Origin of the sequence: Xanthomonas sp. BRIP62409, assembly GCF_003992965.1 — a bacterium.
Lineage (GTDB): Bacteria > Pseudomonadota > Gammaproteobacteria > Xanthomonadales > Xanthomonadaceae > Xanthomonas > Xanthomonas euroxanthea.
This window is the reverse complement of the sequence record NZ_QEZJ01000009.1, coordinates 69,327-86,931: the sequence shown is the minus strand read 5'-3', so window position 1 is coordinate 86,931 and position 17,605 is coordinate 69,327. Positions and strand designations below refer to the sequence as shown.

Annotated in this window: 16 protein-coding genes; 7 read left to right on the top strand and 9 right to left on the bottom strand. The window is 61.8% G+C overall.

All coding sequences use genetic code 11. The features are described 5' to 3' along the window. Positions 1-36 precede the first annotated feature (36 nt). The gene (locus EO170_RS01490; protein ID WP_126941990.1) at positions 37-1,857 is read left to right on the top strand and encodes a hypothetical protein; all 1,821 of its coding nucleotides are present in this window, start codon (positions 37-39) and stop codon (positions 1,855-1,857) included. Positions 1,858-2,043: 186 nt separating this feature from the next. On the opposite strand, the gene EO170_RS01485 is transcribed toward EO170_RS01490, so the two are convergent. The 3 genes from EO170_RS01485 to EO170_RS01475 all read right to left on the bottom strand — a co-directional run bounded on the left by EO170_RS01485 (position 2,044) and on the right by EO170_RS01475 (position 4,491). Then, complete coding sequence (locus tag EO170_RS01485; protein ID WP_241239368.1) at positions 2,044-3,492, bottom strand: XVIPCD domain-containing protein; 1,449 nt, start codon at positions 3,490-3,492, stop codon at positions 2,044-2,046. Then, positions 3,489-4,154: a hypothetical protein gene (locus EO170_RS01480; protein ID WP_126941988.1), complete on the bottom strand. Its 666-nt coding sequence runs from the start codon at positions 4,152-4,154 to the stop codon at positions 3,489-3,491. The genes EO170_RS01485 and EO170_RS01480 overlap by 4 nt, the downstream gene beginning before the upstream one ends. A 115-nt stretch (positions 4,155-4,269) precedes the next feature. Beyond that, positions 4,270-4,491, bottom strand: coding sequence for a hypothetical protein (locus EO170_RS01475; RefSeq protein WP_164740867.1), 222 nt, complete (start codon positions 4,489-4,491; stop codon positions 4,270-4,272). A gap of 610 nt (positions 4,492-5,101) precedes the next feature. Here EO170_RS01475 and EO170_RS01470 point away from each other — a divergent pair. The 3 genes from EO170_RS01470 (at position 5,102) to EO170_RS01460 (ending at position 7,754) form a co-directional block, all read left to right on the top strand. Next, positions 5,102-5,455 (top strand): SymE family type I addiction module toxin, encoded by a 354-nt coding sequence (locus EO170_RS01470; protein WP_126941984.1) that lies wholly within the window; start codon positions 5,102-5,104, stop codon positions 5,453-5,455. A 72-nt stretch (positions 5,456-5,527) separates the two neighbouring features. Next, positions 5,528-6,253, top strand: coding sequence for an RNA polymerase sigma factor (locus EO170_RS01465; protein WP_126941982.1), 726 nt, complete (start codon positions 5,528-5,530; stop codon positions 6,251-6,253). A 208-nt stretch (positions 6,254-6,461) separates the two neighbouring features. Then, positions 6,462-7,754 (top strand): M35 family metallo-endopeptidase, encoded by a 1,293-nt coding sequence (locus EO170_RS01460; protein WP_126941980.1) that lies wholly within the window; start codon positions 6,462-6,464, stop codon positions 7,752-7,754. Positions 7,755-7,907: 153 nt separating this feature from the next. Here the strand turns inward: EO170_RS01460 and EO170_RS01455 are convergent, their stop codons facing one another. Next, entirely contained in the window at positions 7,908-8,354 is a 447-nt protein-coding gene (locus EO170_RS01455) for a hypothetical protein (protein ID WP_126941978.1), read from the bottom strand. Between the two features lie 560 nt (positions 8,355-8,914). Then, complete coding sequence (locus tag EO170_RS01450; RefSeq protein ID WP_102580081.1) at positions 8,915-9,094, bottom strand: CsbD family protein; 180 nt, start codon at positions 9,092-9,094, stop codon at positions 8,915-8,917. Positions 9,095-9,307: 213 nt separating this feature from the next. Here EO170_RS01450 and EO170_RS01445 point away from each other — a divergent pair, with 213 nt between their 5' ends. Then, positions 9,308-11,563, top strand: a complete 2,256-nt coding sequence (locus tag EO170_RS01445; protein ID WP_126941976.1) for an ATP-binding protein — start codon at positions 9,308-9,310, stop codon at positions 11,561-11,563. 70 nt (positions 11,564-11,633) lie between these two features. Here the strand turns inward: EO170_RS01445 and EO170_RS01440 are convergent, their stop codons facing one another. The 4 genes from EO170_RS01440 to EO170_RS01425 all read right to left on the bottom strand — a co-directional run bounded on the left by EO170_RS01440 (position 11,634) and on the right by EO170_RS01425 (position 15,303). Beyond that, complete coding sequence (locus tag EO170_RS01440; protein WP_164740866.1) at positions 11,634-12,791, bottom strand: HDOD domain-containing protein; 1,158 nt, start codon at positions 12,789-12,791, stop codon at positions 11,634-11,636. Between the two features lie 367 nt (positions 12,792-13,158). Beyond that, positions 13,159-13,470 carry a protealysin inhibitor emfourin gene (locus tag EO170_RS01435; protein WP_126941974.1) on the bottom strand — a complete coding sequence of 104 codons (312 nt, stop codon included), beginning with the start codon at positions 13,468-13,470 and terminating at the stop codon, positions 13,159-13,161. Beyond that, positions 13,467-14,537 (bottom strand): M4 family metallopeptidase, encoded by a 1,071-nt coding sequence (locus tag EO170_RS01430; RefSeq protein WP_126941972.1) that lies wholly within the window; start codon positions 14,535-14,537, stop codon positions 13,467-13,469. The genes EO170_RS01435 and EO170_RS01430 overlap by 4 nt, the downstream gene beginning before the upstream one ends. A 109-nt stretch (positions 14,538-14,646) precedes the next feature. Next, positions 14,647-15,303 carry an SDR family oxidoreductase gene (locus EO170_RS01425; protein WP_126941970.1) on the bottom strand — a complete coding sequence of 219 codons (657 nt, stop codon included), beginning with the start codon at positions 15,301-15,303 and terminating at the stop codon, positions 14,647-14,649. Positions 15,304-15,699: 396 nt separating this feature from the next. Here EO170_RS01425 and EO170_RS01420 point away from each other — a divergent pair, with 396 nt between their 5' ends. Continuing rightward, the gene (locus EO170_RS01420; protein ID WP_126941968.1) at positions 15,700-16,155 is read left to right on the top strand and encodes an NUDIX domain-containing protein; all 456 of its coding nucleotides are present in this window, start codon (positions 15,700-15,702) and stop codon (positions 16,153-16,155) included. A 371-nt stretch (positions 16,156-16,526) separates the two neighbouring features. Beyond that, positions 16,527-17,603, top strand: a complete 1,077-nt coding sequence (locus tag EO170_RS01415; protein ID WP_206513962.1) for an alpha/beta hydrolase — start codon at positions 16,527-16,529, stop codon at positions 17,601-17,603. Positions 17,604-17,605 lie beyond the last annotated feature (2 nt).

Below are 17,605 nucleotides of genomic sequence, written 5' to 3'. Positions count from 1 at the left end.
ATTAGGCAAGAAGAATTTTAGCCAGTGGAGGGGATTATGGGGCTAACCACGGAATGTATCTCACCATATCTCGGCGTGCATTTCATGGAAAGAGGCGACGCAGCAGACCTTCATTTGTATCCTGTTGCAGCCAAGCTGAAGAGAAGAGTCAATGCGCATTTTTCCAAGGTGGAATGGCTCGGTGTCGACTCTGACCGAAAAGGAGAGAATTTGTTCCTAACTTTTTTCTTCTCAGAGATGCGCGCGCCCACCTGGCTCAAAAGTTCTATACCAGAAGACGCTGAGGTTAGTGACAAGAACCACCATTACTTTACTGTGGTGAGAGCTGCAGGTGGACGTTATGTATTCCATTTCTCAGACAGTGACGTTCGCGATCCACTTTTAGATGAATGCAATTTAATAGGTTTTGCTCCTGTCAGTCGAGCAATAATAAATGCCCTAGTGCTTACAGGTGACGCTGAGCTAAAAGCTATATGGCTACAGGGCATACATCGAAGAAATATAAGTAAGCCAGACACAAAATTTATTACCGGTGAAAATTTAAAGGCTGCGATAGATCCGTTGTCTGATCAATCTTACGCATATAACGCTACTCGCATCAGCGTCGATTTGGGAGGCGGAAAAATCAGTATGGGAGTTAACTTATCTAACTCTTTTTTCTGGATGAGAAAACTTGCAGATTGGACTGAGCTGACTTCAATAACGAATGTGCTAAGCGACGAAATAGAGTGGGTCAAAGATCCAGTAGAAAGCCCTCTTAAAACTCTTTCTCACCCAGTGCGCAATTTGTCGGGTGTATCCGACGTATATGAAGTTCATTTTGTAGATGTGGATTCAGTGCCAAATAACTCCTTGGCTCCTTCAGTTATAAAAATGATGAGCGCAGTGTCCGGCAAGTTTGTTTTAGAAATTCTACCTCATTCTGGTGGAGATGTAGCTGGCTGGCAATGGCGGGTGACTCATATAGATCCTGGAGATCATCCTTTCTATATCGGGACTGTTGATGTAGTCCCAGCCATCAACATGGCGGGAAAAGTATCATTTGTCGTAACGTCTCAGCCTGAAAAGAAAAGAAAGGGTCAGTTAGACGAATTTACAAAATCGCTCTCTAAGCCGGAGCTTTGGGTAGTGCGATATGAGAGTGGCCACGTAATAACTGGTGGGCAGTGTTTTCAACAAAGCTATAAAGATGTAGATTTTAGTGATTTTATTTGGTCTGATTTCAAGGGCTACGACATAGAAAAAGAAAAACCAATTTATCTAAATGGAACAGCAGACTTATCCGCTATCGGAGCAGACGACTCTCTATTTTCATGGGTGTTAAACGCAATAATAAGGAAAAAGAAAAAGAATTTCTCTTTAAGCCTTTCTGAGGCTGAAGACTGGTTGATCTGTGATGATGGCGCAGGGGAGATAGCAGATTTTATACATTTTGGGAGAGAAAAAGGCCGAACGTCAATAACATTCATTCACGTCAAGGCAGCAAACTCCAAAAGCGAATCTCGAAAAGTTTCCTGTTCAGCTTATGAGGTGGTCCTGGGCCAAGCAATAAAAAACATCAGGTCTATTGATGTCGGTACTCTCAAAAATGATATTTTGAAAAGATTTTCAAAGAAAAAAAAGATATGGCATCCTCAACTACCTTGCGGAAAAGATGATTTTTCTAATTTTCTAAATGGAATTACGGGTCAGGTTCTAACGAAAGTAGTTGTGCTTCAGCCGCACACCCGCCGCACACATTATCGAAAGGGCGCTTATACGAAGCAGTGTTTGCAGCTAAATACGCTCTTGGTAAATGCAAAGCAAGTGGTTACGGGCCTTGGTGCTGAGTTTATTACAGTTGGAGATCGACATTAAAAGCCAAATTATTTTTCTTGAAATGAGTGCATTCGGAAGGTGCCATGCTCTTCAATTGAAATAATGGAGTCATATTCAGTTATCTCTTCCTCATTAACAGCAAGCGAATTTATCAAGTTTCTTGGTGCTGATCTGTAACTGCAGGCATCTATGTGAAATAAAAAATGAAGTCCTACGCCTGTTGCCTTACAAAGTCGGTACTGGGCCGCGCGGTCGCGGCTCTTGCAAAACTTGCTGTTCCAAAGATTGTTCCTGTGTACGCTCCTGAGCCAAGCGCTGGTTGACCGTCTCCAGCTGAGCGAAGCTCTCTTGCACCGGCCGCTGAGCTGCCTCCGACGTTGGCATATGTGCGCGCAGCATGGCTGGGTTATGCAGTTCGCCTTGCACCACGAACAGGTTCTGGGCTGCTGGCAAGTCTCTGGTTCTGTCGCTGAGTAACACGTGGTCAACGCGCGTCAGGCCATTGTCCTTGGCCAACGTCAGCAGTCTGGCCGTCATTCGCTCACTGGTTGCATCGAAGGTGCGGCCGTTGGTGGCATCCAGTTGTTCAACCTTGCTGCGAATCTGTTGATGCATCGCGTGGTCTGGGTGGCCTGCATCTGTGGGCGTCAGTGAGGGGCTAGGCGCAACTGGTGTTGCCAGGTTTGGTGCATTGTTGCTGCGTGCGCCGGTTTCCTTGAGCTGGACCATGCCATAGCCGTCCTTGCCCATGTCGATAAGATTGAATGCCGGTGCTGAGCCTAGATCCAGCCCGTTGCGCTCCAGCTGCCTTGGTTCCAGTCCTAGCGACTTGAGGTCGACGCGCACCTCAGGGGGTTGCCGATCATGCGCAAGATGCGCGTAGCTCTTGGCAATGTGGCTGATCGCGCCGACACCGTAATAGTTGCGGTAATCGGAATCGCCATGCGGGCCAAGCGTGCCTCTGCTCTCGTAGAAGCATTGCTCCACGGCACGGGTGAGCGGTTTTCCTCGCGCCTGATCATGTGTGGTCAGCGCCTCATAGCTAAGGCCCTGGGCAAACGCTGGCGGTGTCACATGCTTGTCGACGCAGCGTGTGACAGAGCGGTCCAGCAGCATCCCCTCGGCATCCTGCGCGGAAATACCTGGGTTCTCGTGCTTGATGCGGCTGTTGAGCGCCCGCAGCGCCGAGATTTCTGCCAGGGCTTCGTCTTGCCGCGTCTTGTCCAGATAGATACGTGTCGGCTCTGTGAGGTCTACCTGCGTCTCTCGCTGCGCGTGGGCATCCTGCATCTTGTCGCCCATGGTCCTGCCGAACTCTGCCAGTGCGTTGGCGCGGTGTTGTGCCAGCACGCCATGCATCGTTTCGTGGCCCAATACCTCTGTGAGATGGTCGATCCGAGCGCGGCCGTGCCAATCCTGAAACAGCGATTCGCTGACGTTGAGCGTGCCCGCCTTGCCATCCTTACCATCCTGAAAGTGACCAGCATTGTGTTGGCCATGAGAGACGGCGATGGCGCCAATCTGCCCGCTCTCGATCGCATTCCCCAATAGGTTGGACAGGTAAGGCGATTCAGAGATGGCTTGTCTGAGGGACGCCTCAGCTCCTTCAGGAAGGTTGGGGTCCTTCCGCATCTGCAGGAGCAACGGTTCAATCCGCGGGTCAACAGGTGTCACGCATCACCTCCATCAATCTGAGCGCCATACACACACTCGCGCCTTGCGCCACTGGCGGTGGTCTCGTAGATCAGCAAGGCAACCGAAAAACCTTGTGCTCCATCTTGGATGGCGCGCCAATGTTGCCGAAGCGTACCGCCCTGGAATGGGCGCTGCCCGCCGCGCGTGTACCCCATGGCTTCAAGCTTGGCTGAAAGATCCGCCGCATCCCACACGCATGCGGCATCGGGCACGCGCGTCGGGTCGCGTTTGTCCGGCAGCCCGACCAAGAGATTGATGAAAGAAAATCCCTTCCTTTCCGGGTTGTGCGACACATACAACGTATAGCCGTTCGCCAGCGGAAGACTCCGCAGCACACGCCGTGACACCGCAAGATCCTTCGGCGGGTCGAGTTTGATGCCCAGCATCCCCTCTAGCTGCTTGTGGCTCATGTCACTGGGTTGTTTTAGCGACGCTGCAAATCTCAAAAGCCCGGCTTCAATCTGCTGGATGCTGAGAGCGGCATTCTGCTCCGTGGTTGCCGGTACAGAACGCGCCGTAGGGGTAGCTGATGACGCAGCAGCCAGATCGCTCGCTTGCTCAGGCGGGCGGGTGCACGCGCTCGACAGCACCGAGGTAAGTGCCAAACAAAGCAGCAGTGTGAATGAGCGAAAGCTGGTCATTATTGTCTTGCTCTGCCGTTGCGATGCGTCGATAGGAGGAAAGGTACTCGCGCACGTCCCAACCGGCCAGCCCATTGGCCGCAGAGCTGACACGCTGGCCGAGACAAACGCAGCTCTAGGGGGCGGTGCTCAAATCTCCAAGCACATCATCCACCTGCTCGGCCAAGCGCTGCAGGCAATGCGCCCACTGCTGGAGTGGAATGGCTGGTGCACCGAGCAAGCCTTCGTCGCGGGCGCGTGGTGCGGCCAGGGGGGCGAGCAGGCGCAGTTGGTCGCGTACGCGCAGCAGGTGGTATTGCGTGCCTTCGGACATCCAGTAGCCGGGTTCTTCGTGCATGCCGCTCTCCTTGCCATGAGGCAGCTCCCGCTGCACAACGCAGCGGGATGCCGGGAGGCTAGAAACCGCAGACAGCCGGCGGGCTTATTCCCCTTGCGGGTGTTGTATTCGCCGCCCTCCCGGCGTAGGAACGCCGAGCAGTGCCAGGCCAGATGGCCGAGCACAAAAAACCCACCAAATTCTCGGAGGCGGGTACCGCTGTCTGTGTGGAGTTTCTAGGCTCCGAGCGGAAGTGTGCGTGTGGCGGTGAGTTGGGTCAAGTTGAAGCGATGTCCGGTGCCCACATGTGCGACTTTGCACGTAATCTTTCGAATGGACGCGCGGCGGCAATGACGCACTAGTTATCAGTTGACACATTGCCAAACAGGTAGCAATCTCGGTGGCAAGGAGCCTAGAAACTCCTCAGACAGCGGTACCCACCTCCGTCAAACCGGTGGGTTTTTTGTGCCTGGATTTTTTGTACGAGTGCAGCCGACGCGATGCCTATGTCGGAATGCAGCTAATACAAAGCTGTTTGAGAAAACAATTCTGAAGTCTGTCTGCGGTTTCTAGCCTCCCGACATCCCGTCGCGTCGTGCGACGGGGCTTGTTCGTCAAGGAGGGCTTTGCCATGCGTCGATCCTCATCCCGCCCCACGTCTGCGCGCACGCGCGCCACGGTGCCGCCGCCTACCGAAGTTGTCTGGCGCTCGCTGGATCCTTCGATCCCGCCGCGGCGCTACCTCGAGCGCACGCCCATCCCCGAAACCCGTGCCGAACCCCGCACACCACGGCGGCCCGGCCGCCCGCGTGCGCCGCAGCAGTGCACCGTCGGCTATGGGTACTATCCCGACAGTCACCAGCGCATTCCCACCCTGCGCCTGCGCGGCCGCTGGCTGGAACAATTGGGCTTTGCCATCGGCAGCAAGCTGCACATCCGCCAGCGCGATGGCGAGCTGGTCATCAGCCTTGTAGACCCACATTGATCACGCCGCAGCGCATGCGCGCACCGCATGCGCCCGGCCCGTTGCTGGAGACGTCGCATGATGAGTGAGGGCATGACCGGCGCGTCGCGTGCAGACCGCCACGGTGTCATCGGCCAGGTGGTCGCGGCGCGCACGCACGCCGCAAGCCCGGTGCCGGTTGAGCGCTACGGCAGCCGCCCGTGGCGCCACCGCAGCGCCTACGCCGTGGGCGAGTTGCCGGCCCGCGCGCCCGCGGCGGGTATCTACGCGCTTGGCCGCGTCACCATGCGCTGGCACGTGCGCGAGGAGCACGCGCCGGCCAGGGAACGCTTCGACCAGGCCGTGGTGCAGCTGCAGGCGGAGTTGCTCACCTACATGCGGCGGCGCCTGCGCGACCCGCACACCGCCGCCGATCTCGCCCAGGAAACGCTGCTGCGCCTGCTGGCCTACCGCAACACGCCAGACATCCACAGCTACAAGCTGCTGCTGTACCGCATTGCCCACAACGTGGTGCTGGAGCACTGGCGCACGCGCCACCGCAGGCACGCCGCCCGCCACGTGCCGCTGGAGGGCAGCGAACCGCTCGCCGCCGTCGGCACGGCGGTGGACCAGCTGGTGGACGCCCGCCGCACCCTGCAGCACCTGCACACCCACACGCTGCCCGCGCTGCCGCCCAAATGCCGCCAGGCCTTCATGCTCAACCGCTTCGACGGCCTCACCTACCCGCAAGTCGCCGCCGTCATGGGCATCTCGGTCAAGATGGTGGAAAAACACATCAGCCGCGCCCTGGCCGCCTGCCGCGCGGCGGTGGGTGAGTAACGCCGGGGCATCGCACTGTGCAGGTTGGCGGTGCATCACGACCAGTTTGATGAATGCACTAGGCGATCACACCGGCCAGCCTGACCACGAGGAGAACCGTTGTCATCCACGAGGTAGCAGAGAATTCTGTGCTCTCCAACCAGAGCCCACCTAATATCGTGTCTGGATAAATCGGGCTCCGTTGACGCTACGCCATACCTGTGCTTTTATGCTCAAGCACCGTCGCAACATTAAAAATAATCGACAAAGTTTTTTTACTAACAAGGAGTCGGCAATGCGTGCATGGAGAGTAATTGCAGTAGCGGGATTAATAATCTTATCTCACTCGGCATTGGCTGCGGGGCGATTGAATGTAAAAATTGAGCGGGCAGTTAAATCTGTTAGTAGCGATAAGCCAGTAAGTAATGAGCAGGGTGAGACGGGTATACGAGTTATTGCTGTCAATCTGGGTGATCAGGACATTGAAGTTTTAGACCAGTCTTTTCCAAAGACCAACAGAAGTGGTCTGTTGATGAACAATGTTTTCCGTGTCTTGGCAGATGACGGAAGCGAAGCCCCATATTTTGGCATCTATGTCAACATGGAAGGCGCACAAGAAGATGTATATGTCAAAGTGGGTCCAAAACAGAAAAAGGCGGTGGACGTAAATATTCAATTGAATTATCGTCTCAAACCAGGGCAGCATTACACGGTCAGCTTGAGAAGCCCTTCTCTTTATTTAAATAGACCTAAACTGGCTTTCAAGAACGCATCTCGGGACTCACTTCGGGCATCGTGGCTTGAAGCGTCCTCAAATGACGTCAGGATTTTTGCTGGCAAACAGCTAGATGCTGGATTGACATCGCCGGAGAAACGTCTTCGCAAGACAATTGAGTCGGAATTCGCATCCTGTAGCGCAGCTCAGGTCCAACATGTTGAACAAAACGTAATACCGCAATCGACCGCAATTGCTTACGAAACCCTTACTGAATACGGGCAGCAGACGAAAGTACAGACCTTCGACGTACCTCCATATGTTGATATGTCGTTTGAACCGACTGCGCGATTTACGACTTGGTTTGGCGTCCATGGCGATCCTGACGACTATCTTCCAGATGATCAATTTAACGATAATATGGTATTCGCCACATGGTATCGATTAACCAGTGATTCTGCGAACCCCAAGCCGCCGGTTTCTATTACTTGCCAATGCGACCCAGTGGAAAATAACATTTCTCCGAATGCTTTAGCTTGGGTCTCTCCTGGAATGCTATATCAAGTTAATCTATGCCCACGTTTCTTTGAATCGCCCATGTTTCCAACGGTTTACGATGAATCTTCTCAAGTGGGAACATTTTTGCATGAAATCACGCATTTTTCAGATGAAATCGTAGACGGGACGATTGATGCCCCTTCAGGTTATACATATGCCGGAACAAAGGCGCTGGCTGGTAATCGCGCGCTCGCGGTGCGAAATGCTCAATCCTACAAATTTTACTATTTAAATTTAAATTTCAATTAAATTTAGATGACAGGATTGATGTGTCTAGCTGCTGTGGAGAGGGCTTTGTGAAAGAAGCACGAGCTATTATTTCATGCAGGGAATAGGCGAGGAGGGCTAATTTCTCTTCGAAGCTAGAATCCTGCCAGCTGGGATGGGGGTTGGCGGGGGTGCTTACCCACCTTGACAACGCTGCCACCCACCCGCAGCGGCCGGCACCTGCTCCCATCCATTGTGCAGCCGCTTCATCGCCTGCCCGCCTACGCACGCATAGCCCAGCTGCTTGGCCTCTGCCGTGCCCAGGCCGGGCAGCGCGATGATGGAATCCGACGGAGCAGGCCGCCCTTGCCGATGCGCCTCGTTGCGCAAGGTCATGTTCTCGATGCCCTGGCAGTAACGCACCATGCCCGGGTGCGGATGCGCGCGGTATTGCTCGCAATTGAAGGGCGTGGTGTCGCGCGCCATGGAGTTGTACGGCTGCCGCGCTGGCGGGATGTACTTGCTCGTCGCCTTGCCCGTGGCTGAGCGCATGTTCTGCGCAAAGACGCCTTGTCCGCACGCAAGCACGCACAGCGTTGTCAGTGCCAGCGCCAGACGGCGCGCGATGGTGATCCTGTCCATGGTGTCTCCCCTGTGAGCGAGCATGCTAGCCCATGCGCCGAGTGCATAGGTCGTGAGCGCGCCTGTTCTCGCCATCATGCACCGCTGGCGCAGTGCGCTAACTATCTGCTCGGCACGCCGGGGTTAGGCTCGCTATCTCAGTCGGTTGCAGGCTTGCCGCTGGTAGCGTGACGGTTCGACTGTGTTTGTCGTAAGTGCCCGCTAAGTTAGGCTGCGTGCTGTTTGCAGCTTGTCTGGCAAAGCTCCGAAGCTGCCTGGCCTGGCCTGGCCTGCTGGTCGAATTGAGCCTGTAACTTGGCATCGCTCACTAATGTGCTGCGGAGCTGCGCAACTTGGGCACCACTGACGCTTTGGCCTTCAGAAAATCGTGAGAGTGCGGCTTCTGGCTGGGGGCTAAAACGCCAACGCCCCGATCATGTCGGGGCGTTGGTGCGATCTCGCCGAAGTGGGCGTTGCCGTCCGCACTGTCGTGCGTTACGGCTGCCGGCCAGTCCACTGCTTCGCCGCGGCGGGCGTGACACCCGCGGGCAGTGCAGTCGGCGTGGACAGCTTCGATCGACTTACTTGGAGGCGTCGCGCACTTTGTCGGCGACCTGGCCAGCCTTGTTCTGCACCTTGCCGACGTTCTTTTCGGTGGCGCCTTCCAGCTCGGTGCTCTTGTCGCCCGTGACACGGCCGACGGTCTCCTTGATCGAGCCCTTGATCTCTTTCGCGGTGCCTTCGATACGGTTCTTGTCCATGGGTGTGCCTCTTACGGTTGGGGATGTTGAAGGCCAGTCTGGACCCCGGTGGTGTGAGTGCGACGTGGGCATGCCGTCATCCGCGCGTCAGGACGTTTGCTGCTGCGCTGGCGCGTGCGCGGCCTGTGCGCGAGCAGGGCGTTGTTCTGCACGTCTTGTTGAGACCGCTGCGTGCCACAATGCGCGCACTTTTTTGCCAGGCAATGCCGTCACGTGAGCACAGTGCGCCCCGCCATCGAGCCCCTTGGCCTGGAGTTTCTTGCGGGGGGCGGCGAGATGGGGGCCTTGATGCGCGCCCACGACTGGGCCGCCACGCCGATGGGCGCGCCCGAGACCTGGCCGCAGTCGCTGCGCTCGTCGTTGTCGGTGGTGCTCAATTCCACACTGCTCGGTGCGGTGCTGTGGGGGCCGGAGCTGCGCCTGTTCTACAACGACGTGTACGTGCAGTCGATGGGCGAGCGTCATCCGCACGCGCTGGGCCAGCCGGTGACCGAGGTGTGGAAGGACACCTACGCGCCCATCGCGCAGGATTTCGACCGGGTGATGCAGACCGGTGAGGGCTTTGGCCAGGGGGTCATCGCCTTGCCGATGCTGCGCAACGGCATCAGCGAGATGACCTACTGGAATGCCACCGCCTCGCCGATCCGCGGCGAAGACGGCAGCATCGTGGGGCTGATGAATATCGCCATCGAAACCACCGCGCAGGTGGCGGACGCGCGCAACCGCGACCTCCAGCACGCGATGCTGAGCGACGAAAACACGCACCTGGTGCACGAGGTGGTCAACCGCACCAGCGAGCGCGATCGTGCGCTGGAGGCCGAAACCGTGGCGCGCCGCAATGCCGAGCGGGTGCAGCTGGCGCTGGCGGCCGGCGCGATCATCGGCACCTGGATCTGGGACCTGCCCACCGACGCGTTTTCGGTGGATGAGGCCTTTGCGCAGAACTTCGGCTTCGATCCGTCCAGCAGCCGCCACGGCCTGACGCTGGAACAGGTGATCCGGACGGTGCACCCGGACGACCGCGAGGGGCTGCGCGCGGCCATCGGCGAAGCCATCGCCCGCGGCGGTGCGTACGCGCACCAGTACCGGGTCAAACGGCGCGACGGAAAGTACTACTGGCTGGAAGCCAATGGCCGGGTCGAAAAGGCCGCCGATGGCACGCCGTTGCGGTTTCCCGGCGTGTTGCTCGACATCGAGGCGCGCCATGCGCTGTCGGAAGAGCGCGACCGCGCGCTGGCGGCCTTGCGTGAGTTGAGCGACACGCTGGAGCAGCGGGTCATCGAGCGCACGCGCGAGCTGATGACGGTGGAAGAAGCACTGCGCCAATCGCAGAAGATGGAAGCGGTGGGGCAGCTCACCGGCGGGCTGGCGCACGACTTCAACAACCTGTTGGCGGGCATTTCCGGTGCGCTGGAATTGATGAGCCTGCGCATCGAGCAAGGCCGCTTCGGCGAACTGGAGCGTTACGTGGCCACCGCGCAGGGCGCCACCACGCGCGCGGCGGCGCTGACGCACCGCTTGCTGGCGTTTGCGCGGCGGCAGACGCTGTTGCCCAAGCCCACCAACGTCAACCGGCTGGTGGTGGACATGCTGGAGCTGATCCAGCGCACGGTGGGCCCGGGGATCTGCGTGGAAAACGTCGTCGCCGCCGAACTGTGGCTGGCGCTGGTGGATGCGCCGCAGCTGGAGAACGCGCTGCTCAACCTGTGCATCAACGCGCGCGATGCGATGCCCAACGGCGGGCGCCTGCGCGTGCAGACCAGCAACCGCTGGATCGACCGCGAGATGGGCCAGCAACTGGGCATGCCGGAAGGCCACTACCTGTCGTTGTGCGTGAGCGATACCGGCACCGGCATGCCGCCGGAGGTGGTGGCGCGCGCGTTCGATCCGTTCTTCACCACCAAGCCGATCGGCGAAGGCACCGGGTTGGGCCTGTCGATGATCTACGGGTTTGCCAAGCAATCCGGCGGGCAGGTGCGCATCCACTCGGAAGTGGGCAAGGGCTCGACGGTGTGCATCTACCTGCCGCGGCACGCCGGTGCCGATGACAGCAGCGATGGCAGCACCGCCGCGCTGGAACTGGCGCCGTCGCTGGCCGGGGAAACGGTGTTGATCGTGGACGACGAACCGTCCATCCGCCTGCTGTTCACCGAGGTGCTGGAAGAGCTGGGCTACACCGTGCTGGAGGCCGGCGACAGCGCCGCGGGGCTGGGCATCCTGCAGTCGCCGGTGCGGATCGATCTGCTGATCAGCGACGTGGGCCTGCCCGGCGGCATGAACGGCCGGCAGATGGCCGACGCCGCGCGCGTGGGCCGGCCCAACCTCAAGGTGTTGTTCGTCACCGGCTTTGCCGAACACGCGCAATTGAACGACGGCCACCTGGAACCGGGCATGGCGGTGCTGGCCAAGCCCTTCAGCGTGAGCGTGCTCGCCACGCGGGTGAAGGAGATGATCGCCAGCGAGTGCTGAGTGGTGCGGTGCTGTGCAGGCGTTTGCCTGCGCGCGTGCGTGTGCCCGGCCTGCGGCGACCGCGCCGGCCTCACTCCACGCTGGCGGCGACCAGCCGCTGCCATAGCGCGGCATTGGCGGCGTGGTCCGGCTCCAGCGTGGACAGCACGCTCAGTGCATGTTCCTGCTGCTCGGCGCCGTGGCGGGCGAGCATGGCCAGCGCGGCGGCCAGCCGGCCGTACCGCAGCGCCATGCCGAGCGAGCTGGTGAGCAGGGTGGTGTCGTGGCCGGGGCGCTGCTCGTCCAGCGCGGTGCCCAGCGCGGCGGGCAGCTCCCAGGTGGTGGCGATGGTCTTGGCGACGGCGGCGGTGTGGCGTTCGACCAGCGCGGCGGCCACCTCCAGGCTATAGGGCACGCTGGGGCGCTCGGCGTAGGCATCGCGCAGCACGCGCAGGATCACCACCGCACCCAGGCCTTGCAGCAGGCCGGCCAGCTGCGCCGCCAAGGTATCGCCGGCGCGCTCGCGCATGTAGGCAGCCGCGGCGGCGGCGGTCCGCAGGGCGTAATCCCATACCGCGGCCGGCAGGCGCGCGTAGAGGCCGCCCTCCAGGCTCAGCACCGGCTGCATGACGGCGGCAGCGACGATCTGGCGCACGCCCTCGGTGCCTATATGCACCACGGCCCGCTCCAGGCTTTCCAGCGGACCACCCTGCGGGCGGTACAGCGCGCTGTTGGCGATGCGCAGCAGGTTGGCGGCCAGCGCCGGGTCCTGCGCGATGATCGCGGCGATGCCGCGGCCGGAGGCATCCGGGTCGTTGACCGCGCGCATCAGCTGCGGCAACAACTGCGGGCGGCGTGGCAGCAGCTGCGGGCGCAGGTCGACATGGGCGAGCGCAGCGCCCACCGCATCCAGCACCGCGGCCTGGGCCGGGTCGGTGGGCAGGCGTCCCTCGGCCAGCGATGGGTTGGACATCACTGCGGCATACATGCGGCGCAGCAGCGGCTGCATCGGCGGCGGCCCGCACAGCAGGGGGTGGGGTGTAGCCGCGCGCTGCGCCTGTGCCTGCCCGTGCGTGTGCACGGCCGCGGCCGCGGGCGCCGCGGGTGCGTCCTGCAGGCCGGTGTCGGTGGCGACAGGCGCGGCCGCAGCGCTGGCGGTGCGCGCGCGCTGGCGCAGCAGCAGCCATGCGATGACGCCGGCCAAGCCCAGGCCGGCAAGCAGTCCGGCAGCAAGCAGCAACACAATCACGGAGGTCCAGGGGTCGTCTGATCGGTGCAGCGACTATCCGCGAAGCCGCTGTTGACGGCAATGCAGGCGTGCGGTGGCGCGCGGTGCAAGCAGACCCGCACACCGGCACTGCCATGCTGCACTGCGGGGATGAGGGGCGTGTCTTCCAGTTGACCACTGCGCTGCACGTGGCGCTAACGCAGCAGGCAGCACTATGCGTCACCAGCTGTGCAGCCCTAGAGCATCTAGGCAGCTTAAAGGGTGCAGGCATCCGCAGTTGGACCACTTTCGATACGAAGACACCGCGCATGGCGCGGTGTCTTCGTTTGTGCACGGGGACGGGCACACGCGCGCGATGTCACAGGCGGTGCATCACGGTATCACCGCGCTACAGCGTGCCCTGTTTCCACAGCCGCACGATCGCGGCCGGCGCATGTTCTTCGGGGATGCGCAGCGGCTCGCTGGCGCCGTCCCAGGCAATGCTGAAATAGCGGCGATCGCCACCACCGGCCTGCGGGCGCGGCAGCGCATGCGCCAGGCACTGGTCCAGCACGCTGCGCAGCTGCAGGCGCTGGGCATCGTCCAGGTCGTCCATCACCAGCTGCCGTTCGCGCCGCATGGCGGGGAAGGCGGCCACCCCGCCTTCGCGGGCCAGCCGCAAAATCACGCCTGCCTCCACCGGCGGACGTTGTGCACTCATGTGAGCACGCCCACGTCGCGCCAGGCCTGTTGCACCGCGGTTGCCTCGGCACCGCTGGCGCCATAGTCCGCACCGGCGATGCGGACGGTGAGCGCGGCAAAGGTGGCGAAGTCCGCGCCGGCGGCCAGCTCGCCGCCGGTGAGCGCGCGGTACCAGATGCGGCCGGTCTTCTCCCACGCGTAACCACCGATGGCCACGGCAGCGCGATAGAACGCGTGGTTGGGAATGCCGGAGTTGTAGTGCACGCCGCCATCGTCCTCCTGGGTGTCGACAAAGCCGTCCATGCTGGCCGGTTGCGGATCCTTGCCCAGCGCCGGGTCGTCGTAGGCCGTGCCGGGTGCGCGCATCGAGCGCAGGCCCACCCCGTTGATGCCGGGCATCAGCAAGCCGGCCCCGATGATCCAGTCCGCCTCGCTGGCCTGCTGCTGCAATGTGTACTGCTTGATCAACACGCCGAACACATCCGACAGCGACTCGTTCAAGGCACCGGACTGGTCCTGGTAGATCAGGTTGGCGGTGCGCTCGGTGACGCCGTGGGTCAGCTCGTGGCCCACCACGTCGATGGCGATGGTGAAGCGGTTGAAGATTTCGCCGTCGCCATCGCCGAACACCATCTGTTCGCCGTTCCAGAAGGCGTTGTCGTAGCCACGCTCGTAATGCACGGTGCCGATCAACGGCATGCCGTCGCCGTCGATGGAATTGCGCGCGTACACGGTCTGGAAGAAGGCGTGCGTGGCGCCGAGATAGTCGTAGGCCTCGGTCACTGCCACATCGTCGGTGGCGGCCGCGCCTTCGGCACGGACCAGGGTGCCGGGCAGTGCGGTGCCCTGTTGCGCGTCGTAGATCTGCCGCTGCACTGCTTGCTCAGTGGGCGCGCTCGCTGCATCGGCGGCCGGCGGCCGGGTGCGTGCAAGCAGGCCGAGCGCGCGTTGCTGCCGCAGCTGGGCGGTGATCTGCCGGGATAGCCGCGCGCACTGCCGCGCACGCTCGGGTGCGGCCTTGGCCACATGGTCCAGCAGATACGGCGGCAGGATGCCGGCACGGCGTGGGGTGACAACTGCAGACATGAGCGACCTCCACAAGGACTGCGCCCGCGACTATGCCGAGGCCGGCTTTAGGAATTCGTTAGGCAGGCCCACTGTGCGCCCCGCGCAGGCATCGCGATAGGCCTGGCGTTCATTCCAGCTGCGACAAGGCCTGCTGGATCGGCGTCTGCCCGTCGATGAAGCCCACCGTCTTGCCGATGGTGGCCGGCAGCGCCAATGCCGCTGCGATGACCTGCGCGACGTTGGCACGCGACACGCCGCCGTCGGCATCGCCGCCCGGATCACGGGTGATGCGGCCAGAGGGCGGGTCCTGGGTGAGGCGCCCCGGCCCCAGCACGGTCCAGTCCAGCGGGGTGTTGCGCAGGTGTGCATCGGCCGCGGCCTTGGCCTGTGCGTAGGCGAAGAAGGCATCGTCCGGGCCGATGCCGTGTTCCAGCCCGGCACCGAGGTAGGACACCATCACGTAGCGGCGCACACGGGCCTGCTCGGCGGCGTGCATCGAGCGGATCGCCGCATCGCGGTCTACCGCGTAGGTGCGCGCGGCATTGCCGCCACCGGCGCCTGCCGACCACACCACCGCATCGTGGCCGGCCAGCTGCGCGGCGATGGCGTCGGTGTCGGCCTGTTCGATATCGAACAGCTGCGGGGTAGCACCGTCGGCAATCACATCGTCTGCGTGCGCAGGATTGCGAAACAGTGCAGTGACCGAATGCCCGCCGCGCACCAGCAGCGGCGTGAGCAGGCGTGCGACCTTGCCATGGCCGCCGATCAACACGATACGAGACATCCCAACCTCCAAGACGGCGCGCCCTCGCGGCGCGGACTGCCCGCATCCTCGCCAACAGGGCGCTAAGGCAGCGTTATCGGCCGCGCAGGCGCATGGCCAAACGCTGTTTCCCGGCGTGCGGTGCGTGGATGTCCGGATGCGATGGGGCGGTGACGCACGCAGTGCGGCGGCATTGCGACCGCCCTGCGCATCACGCAACACCCGCAGGCGATGCACTGCACCGATCCGGCGGCATCGCGCAGCGGCGCTGGCATCTCTCGGCCCTCGCTACCGGCGCGCAAGGCGCAGATGCAAGGTAGACCGTCGCCCACGATCCTTTCGGTCAGCCCGCTGCCGATCATCGGGGTGGCGCCTGCCTGCCGCACATCTGGGACACTACGGCGCCACACCTTCGGGATGCCTATGTCCAGTTCAATCGATAGCGATCTTCGTCCACGCGTCGGATGCGGCGCGTTCATCCGACGTGCCGATGGTTGCCTGCTGCTGGTGCAGCGCGGGCGTGCGCCCGAGCAGGGCCATTGGGGCCTGCCCGGCGGCAAGGTGGACTGGATGGAAACGGTGGAACATGCCGTGGTGCGCGAAGTGCTGGAAGAAACCGGCCTGCACGTGCAGTTGCAGGCCGTGCTGTGCATCGTCAGCTACTTCGAGCCGGACCTGGCGCCGCCGCAGCATTGGGTCGCGCCGGTGTATCTGGCCGCGATCCAGGGCAGCGAGCACGCCGTGCGGCGTGAGCCCGAGGCGATTGCCGACATCGGCTGGTTTGCGCTGGACGCGCTGCCGTCGCCGCTGACCACCTCCACGTTGCAGGCGTTGCAGCATCTGCCAACTGCGGCGTCGGCACCTGCCGCCTGAGTGCAACGCATCGATGCCGCAGGACCCGGTGCCGGCGGCGATGCACCGGCCTGCGCAGTGTTGGTGCTGATGCTTGCAGCAACGCGATGTTCGCGCGGATGCAGGGCGACGCGTGCGCTGCCTGCGATGCCGACCGCTTGCGTACGTTTGATGCGGTGGCCTGATTGCGCGCTGCAATGTGCGTAGTCGCCGCATTTGCGTTACATCGCGTCGTTACATGCAACGTGCGTGTCTGCACGACTTCCAGCACATCATCTGCGCCGTCTGCTGGCGCTATCCTCGCCGGTTCGACTTGCCTGGGAGGGCACCGCATGACACGTCATTGGTTGAACAAAACGCTAGCGCTCACATTGGCCTGCACCGCGTGCAGCATGCACGCAACCGCCGCCGAGCCGGCCATACCGGCCACCGCATCCACCCCGGATGGCATCCGGCACGTGCCTGCATTCGACCTGCCGGTGTCGGAGTTTCTGAGCCCGGCTGCACGTGCGCATATGGCCAAGGGGGTGGCCCGCGCCGATCCGTTGGACAAGGCCGACAACGCCACCTTGCTCAAGCAACTGCCGGGCATCCGTGCCGACACCGAACGGTGGGCCAAGGGCGTGATTGCGCAGCTGCGCACGCGCTACGCGGTGGAGATCACGCCGGAGACCTGGAACGGCGTGCCGGTGCTGCGGGTGGAGCCGCGCACGCGCACACCCGAGCAGGCCAGGCGCATGTTGATCGAACTGCATGGCGGTAGCTTCGTGATGGGCAGCGCCGCCTCGTTCGGGTTGATGGAGGCCATTCCGCTGGCGGCAATGACCGGCATGACGGTGGTCGCGGTGGATTACCGGATGGGCCCCGAGCACCAGTTCCCGGCCGCCAGCGAGGACGTGGCGGCGGTGTATCGCGCCGCGCTCACGACCTACGCGCCCGAGCGCATCGGCTTGTTCGGGTGTTCGGCCGGCGGCGTGCTCACCGGCGAATCGCTGGCATGGTTCGCCAAGGAAAAGTTGCCGATGCCGGCAGCGGCCGGGCTGTTCTGCGCCGCAGGCGATGCGCGTTACCGCGGCGATTCGCGCATCGTGGTGGCGGCAGTGAACGATGCCTTGTTGCCGGACAAGGCCGGTGCGTTGCCGATCTGGGAAGACCTGTACTACGGCGACAACGTGGACTTCCACGATCCGCTGGTGTCGCCGGTGTTTTCCGATGCGGTGCTGCAGCAGTTCCCGCCAACGCTGTTTCTGACCGCCACGCGTGCGGCCGAGCTGAGCAATGCCGCCTACACGCATGCGCGCCTGGTGGATCTGGGCCGCGAATCGGATCTGCATGTGTGGGACGGGCTGGGCCACGCCTTCCACCTCACCAACGCGCTGCCGGAAAGCCAGCAGGCGCTGCGAGTGGCCGCGCGTTTCTTCAGCAAGCACCTGGGCCTGCCGCCACCGCCGCTGGCCGCACCACGCTAACG

Coding starts and splice junctions, on each gene's coding strand:
- EO170_RS01490 (WP_126941990.1), top strand. CDS start 37: ATGGGGCTAACCACGGAATGTATCTCACCATATCTCGGCGTGCATTTC.
- EO170_RS01480 (WP_126941988.1), bottom strand. CDS start 4,154: ATGACCAGCTTTCGCTCATTCACACTGCTGCTTTGTTTGGCACTTACC.
- EO170_RS01475 (WP_164740867.1), bottom strand. CDS start 4,491: ATGCACGAAGAACCCGGCTACTGGATGTCCGAAGGCACGCAATACCAC.
- EO170_RS01470 (WP_126941984.1), top strand. CDS start 5,102: ATGCGTCGATCCTCATCCCGCCCCACGTCTGCGCGCACGCGCGCCACG.
- EO170_RS01465 (WP_126941982.1), top strand. CDS start 5,528: ATGACCGGCGCGTCGCGTGCAGACCGCCACGGTGTCATCGGCCAGGTG.
- EO170_RS01460 (WP_126941980.1), top strand. CDS start 6,462: ATGCTCAAGCACCGTCGCAACATTAAAAATAATCGACAAAGTTTTTTT.
- EO170_RS01455 (WP_126941978.1), bottom strand. CDS start 8,354: ATGGACAGGATCACCATCGCGCGCCGTCTGGCGCTGGCACTGACAACG.
- EO170_RS01450 (WP_102580081.1), bottom strand. CDS start 9,094: ATGGACAAGAACCGTATCGAAGGCACCGCGAAAGAGATCAAGGGCTCG.
- EO170_RS01435 (WP_126941974.1), bottom strand. CDS start 13,470: ATGAGTGCACAACGTCCGCCGGTGGAGGCAGGCGTGATTTTGCGGCTG.
- EO170_RS01430 (WP_126941972.1), bottom strand. CDS start 14,537: ATGTCTGCAGTTGTCACCCCACGCCGTGCCGGCATCCTGCCGCCGTAT.
- EO170_RS01425 (WP_126941970.1), bottom strand. CDS start 15,303: ATGTCTCGTATCGTGTTGATCGGCGGCCATGGCAAGGTCGCACGCCTG.
- EO170_RS01420 (WP_126941968.1), top strand. CDS start 15,700: ATGCCTATGTCCAGTTCAATCGATAGCGATCTTCGTCCACGCGTCGGA.
- EO170_RS01415 (WP_206513962.1), top strand. CDS start 16,527: ATGCACGCAACCGCCGCCGAGCCGGCCATACCGGCCACCGCATCCACC.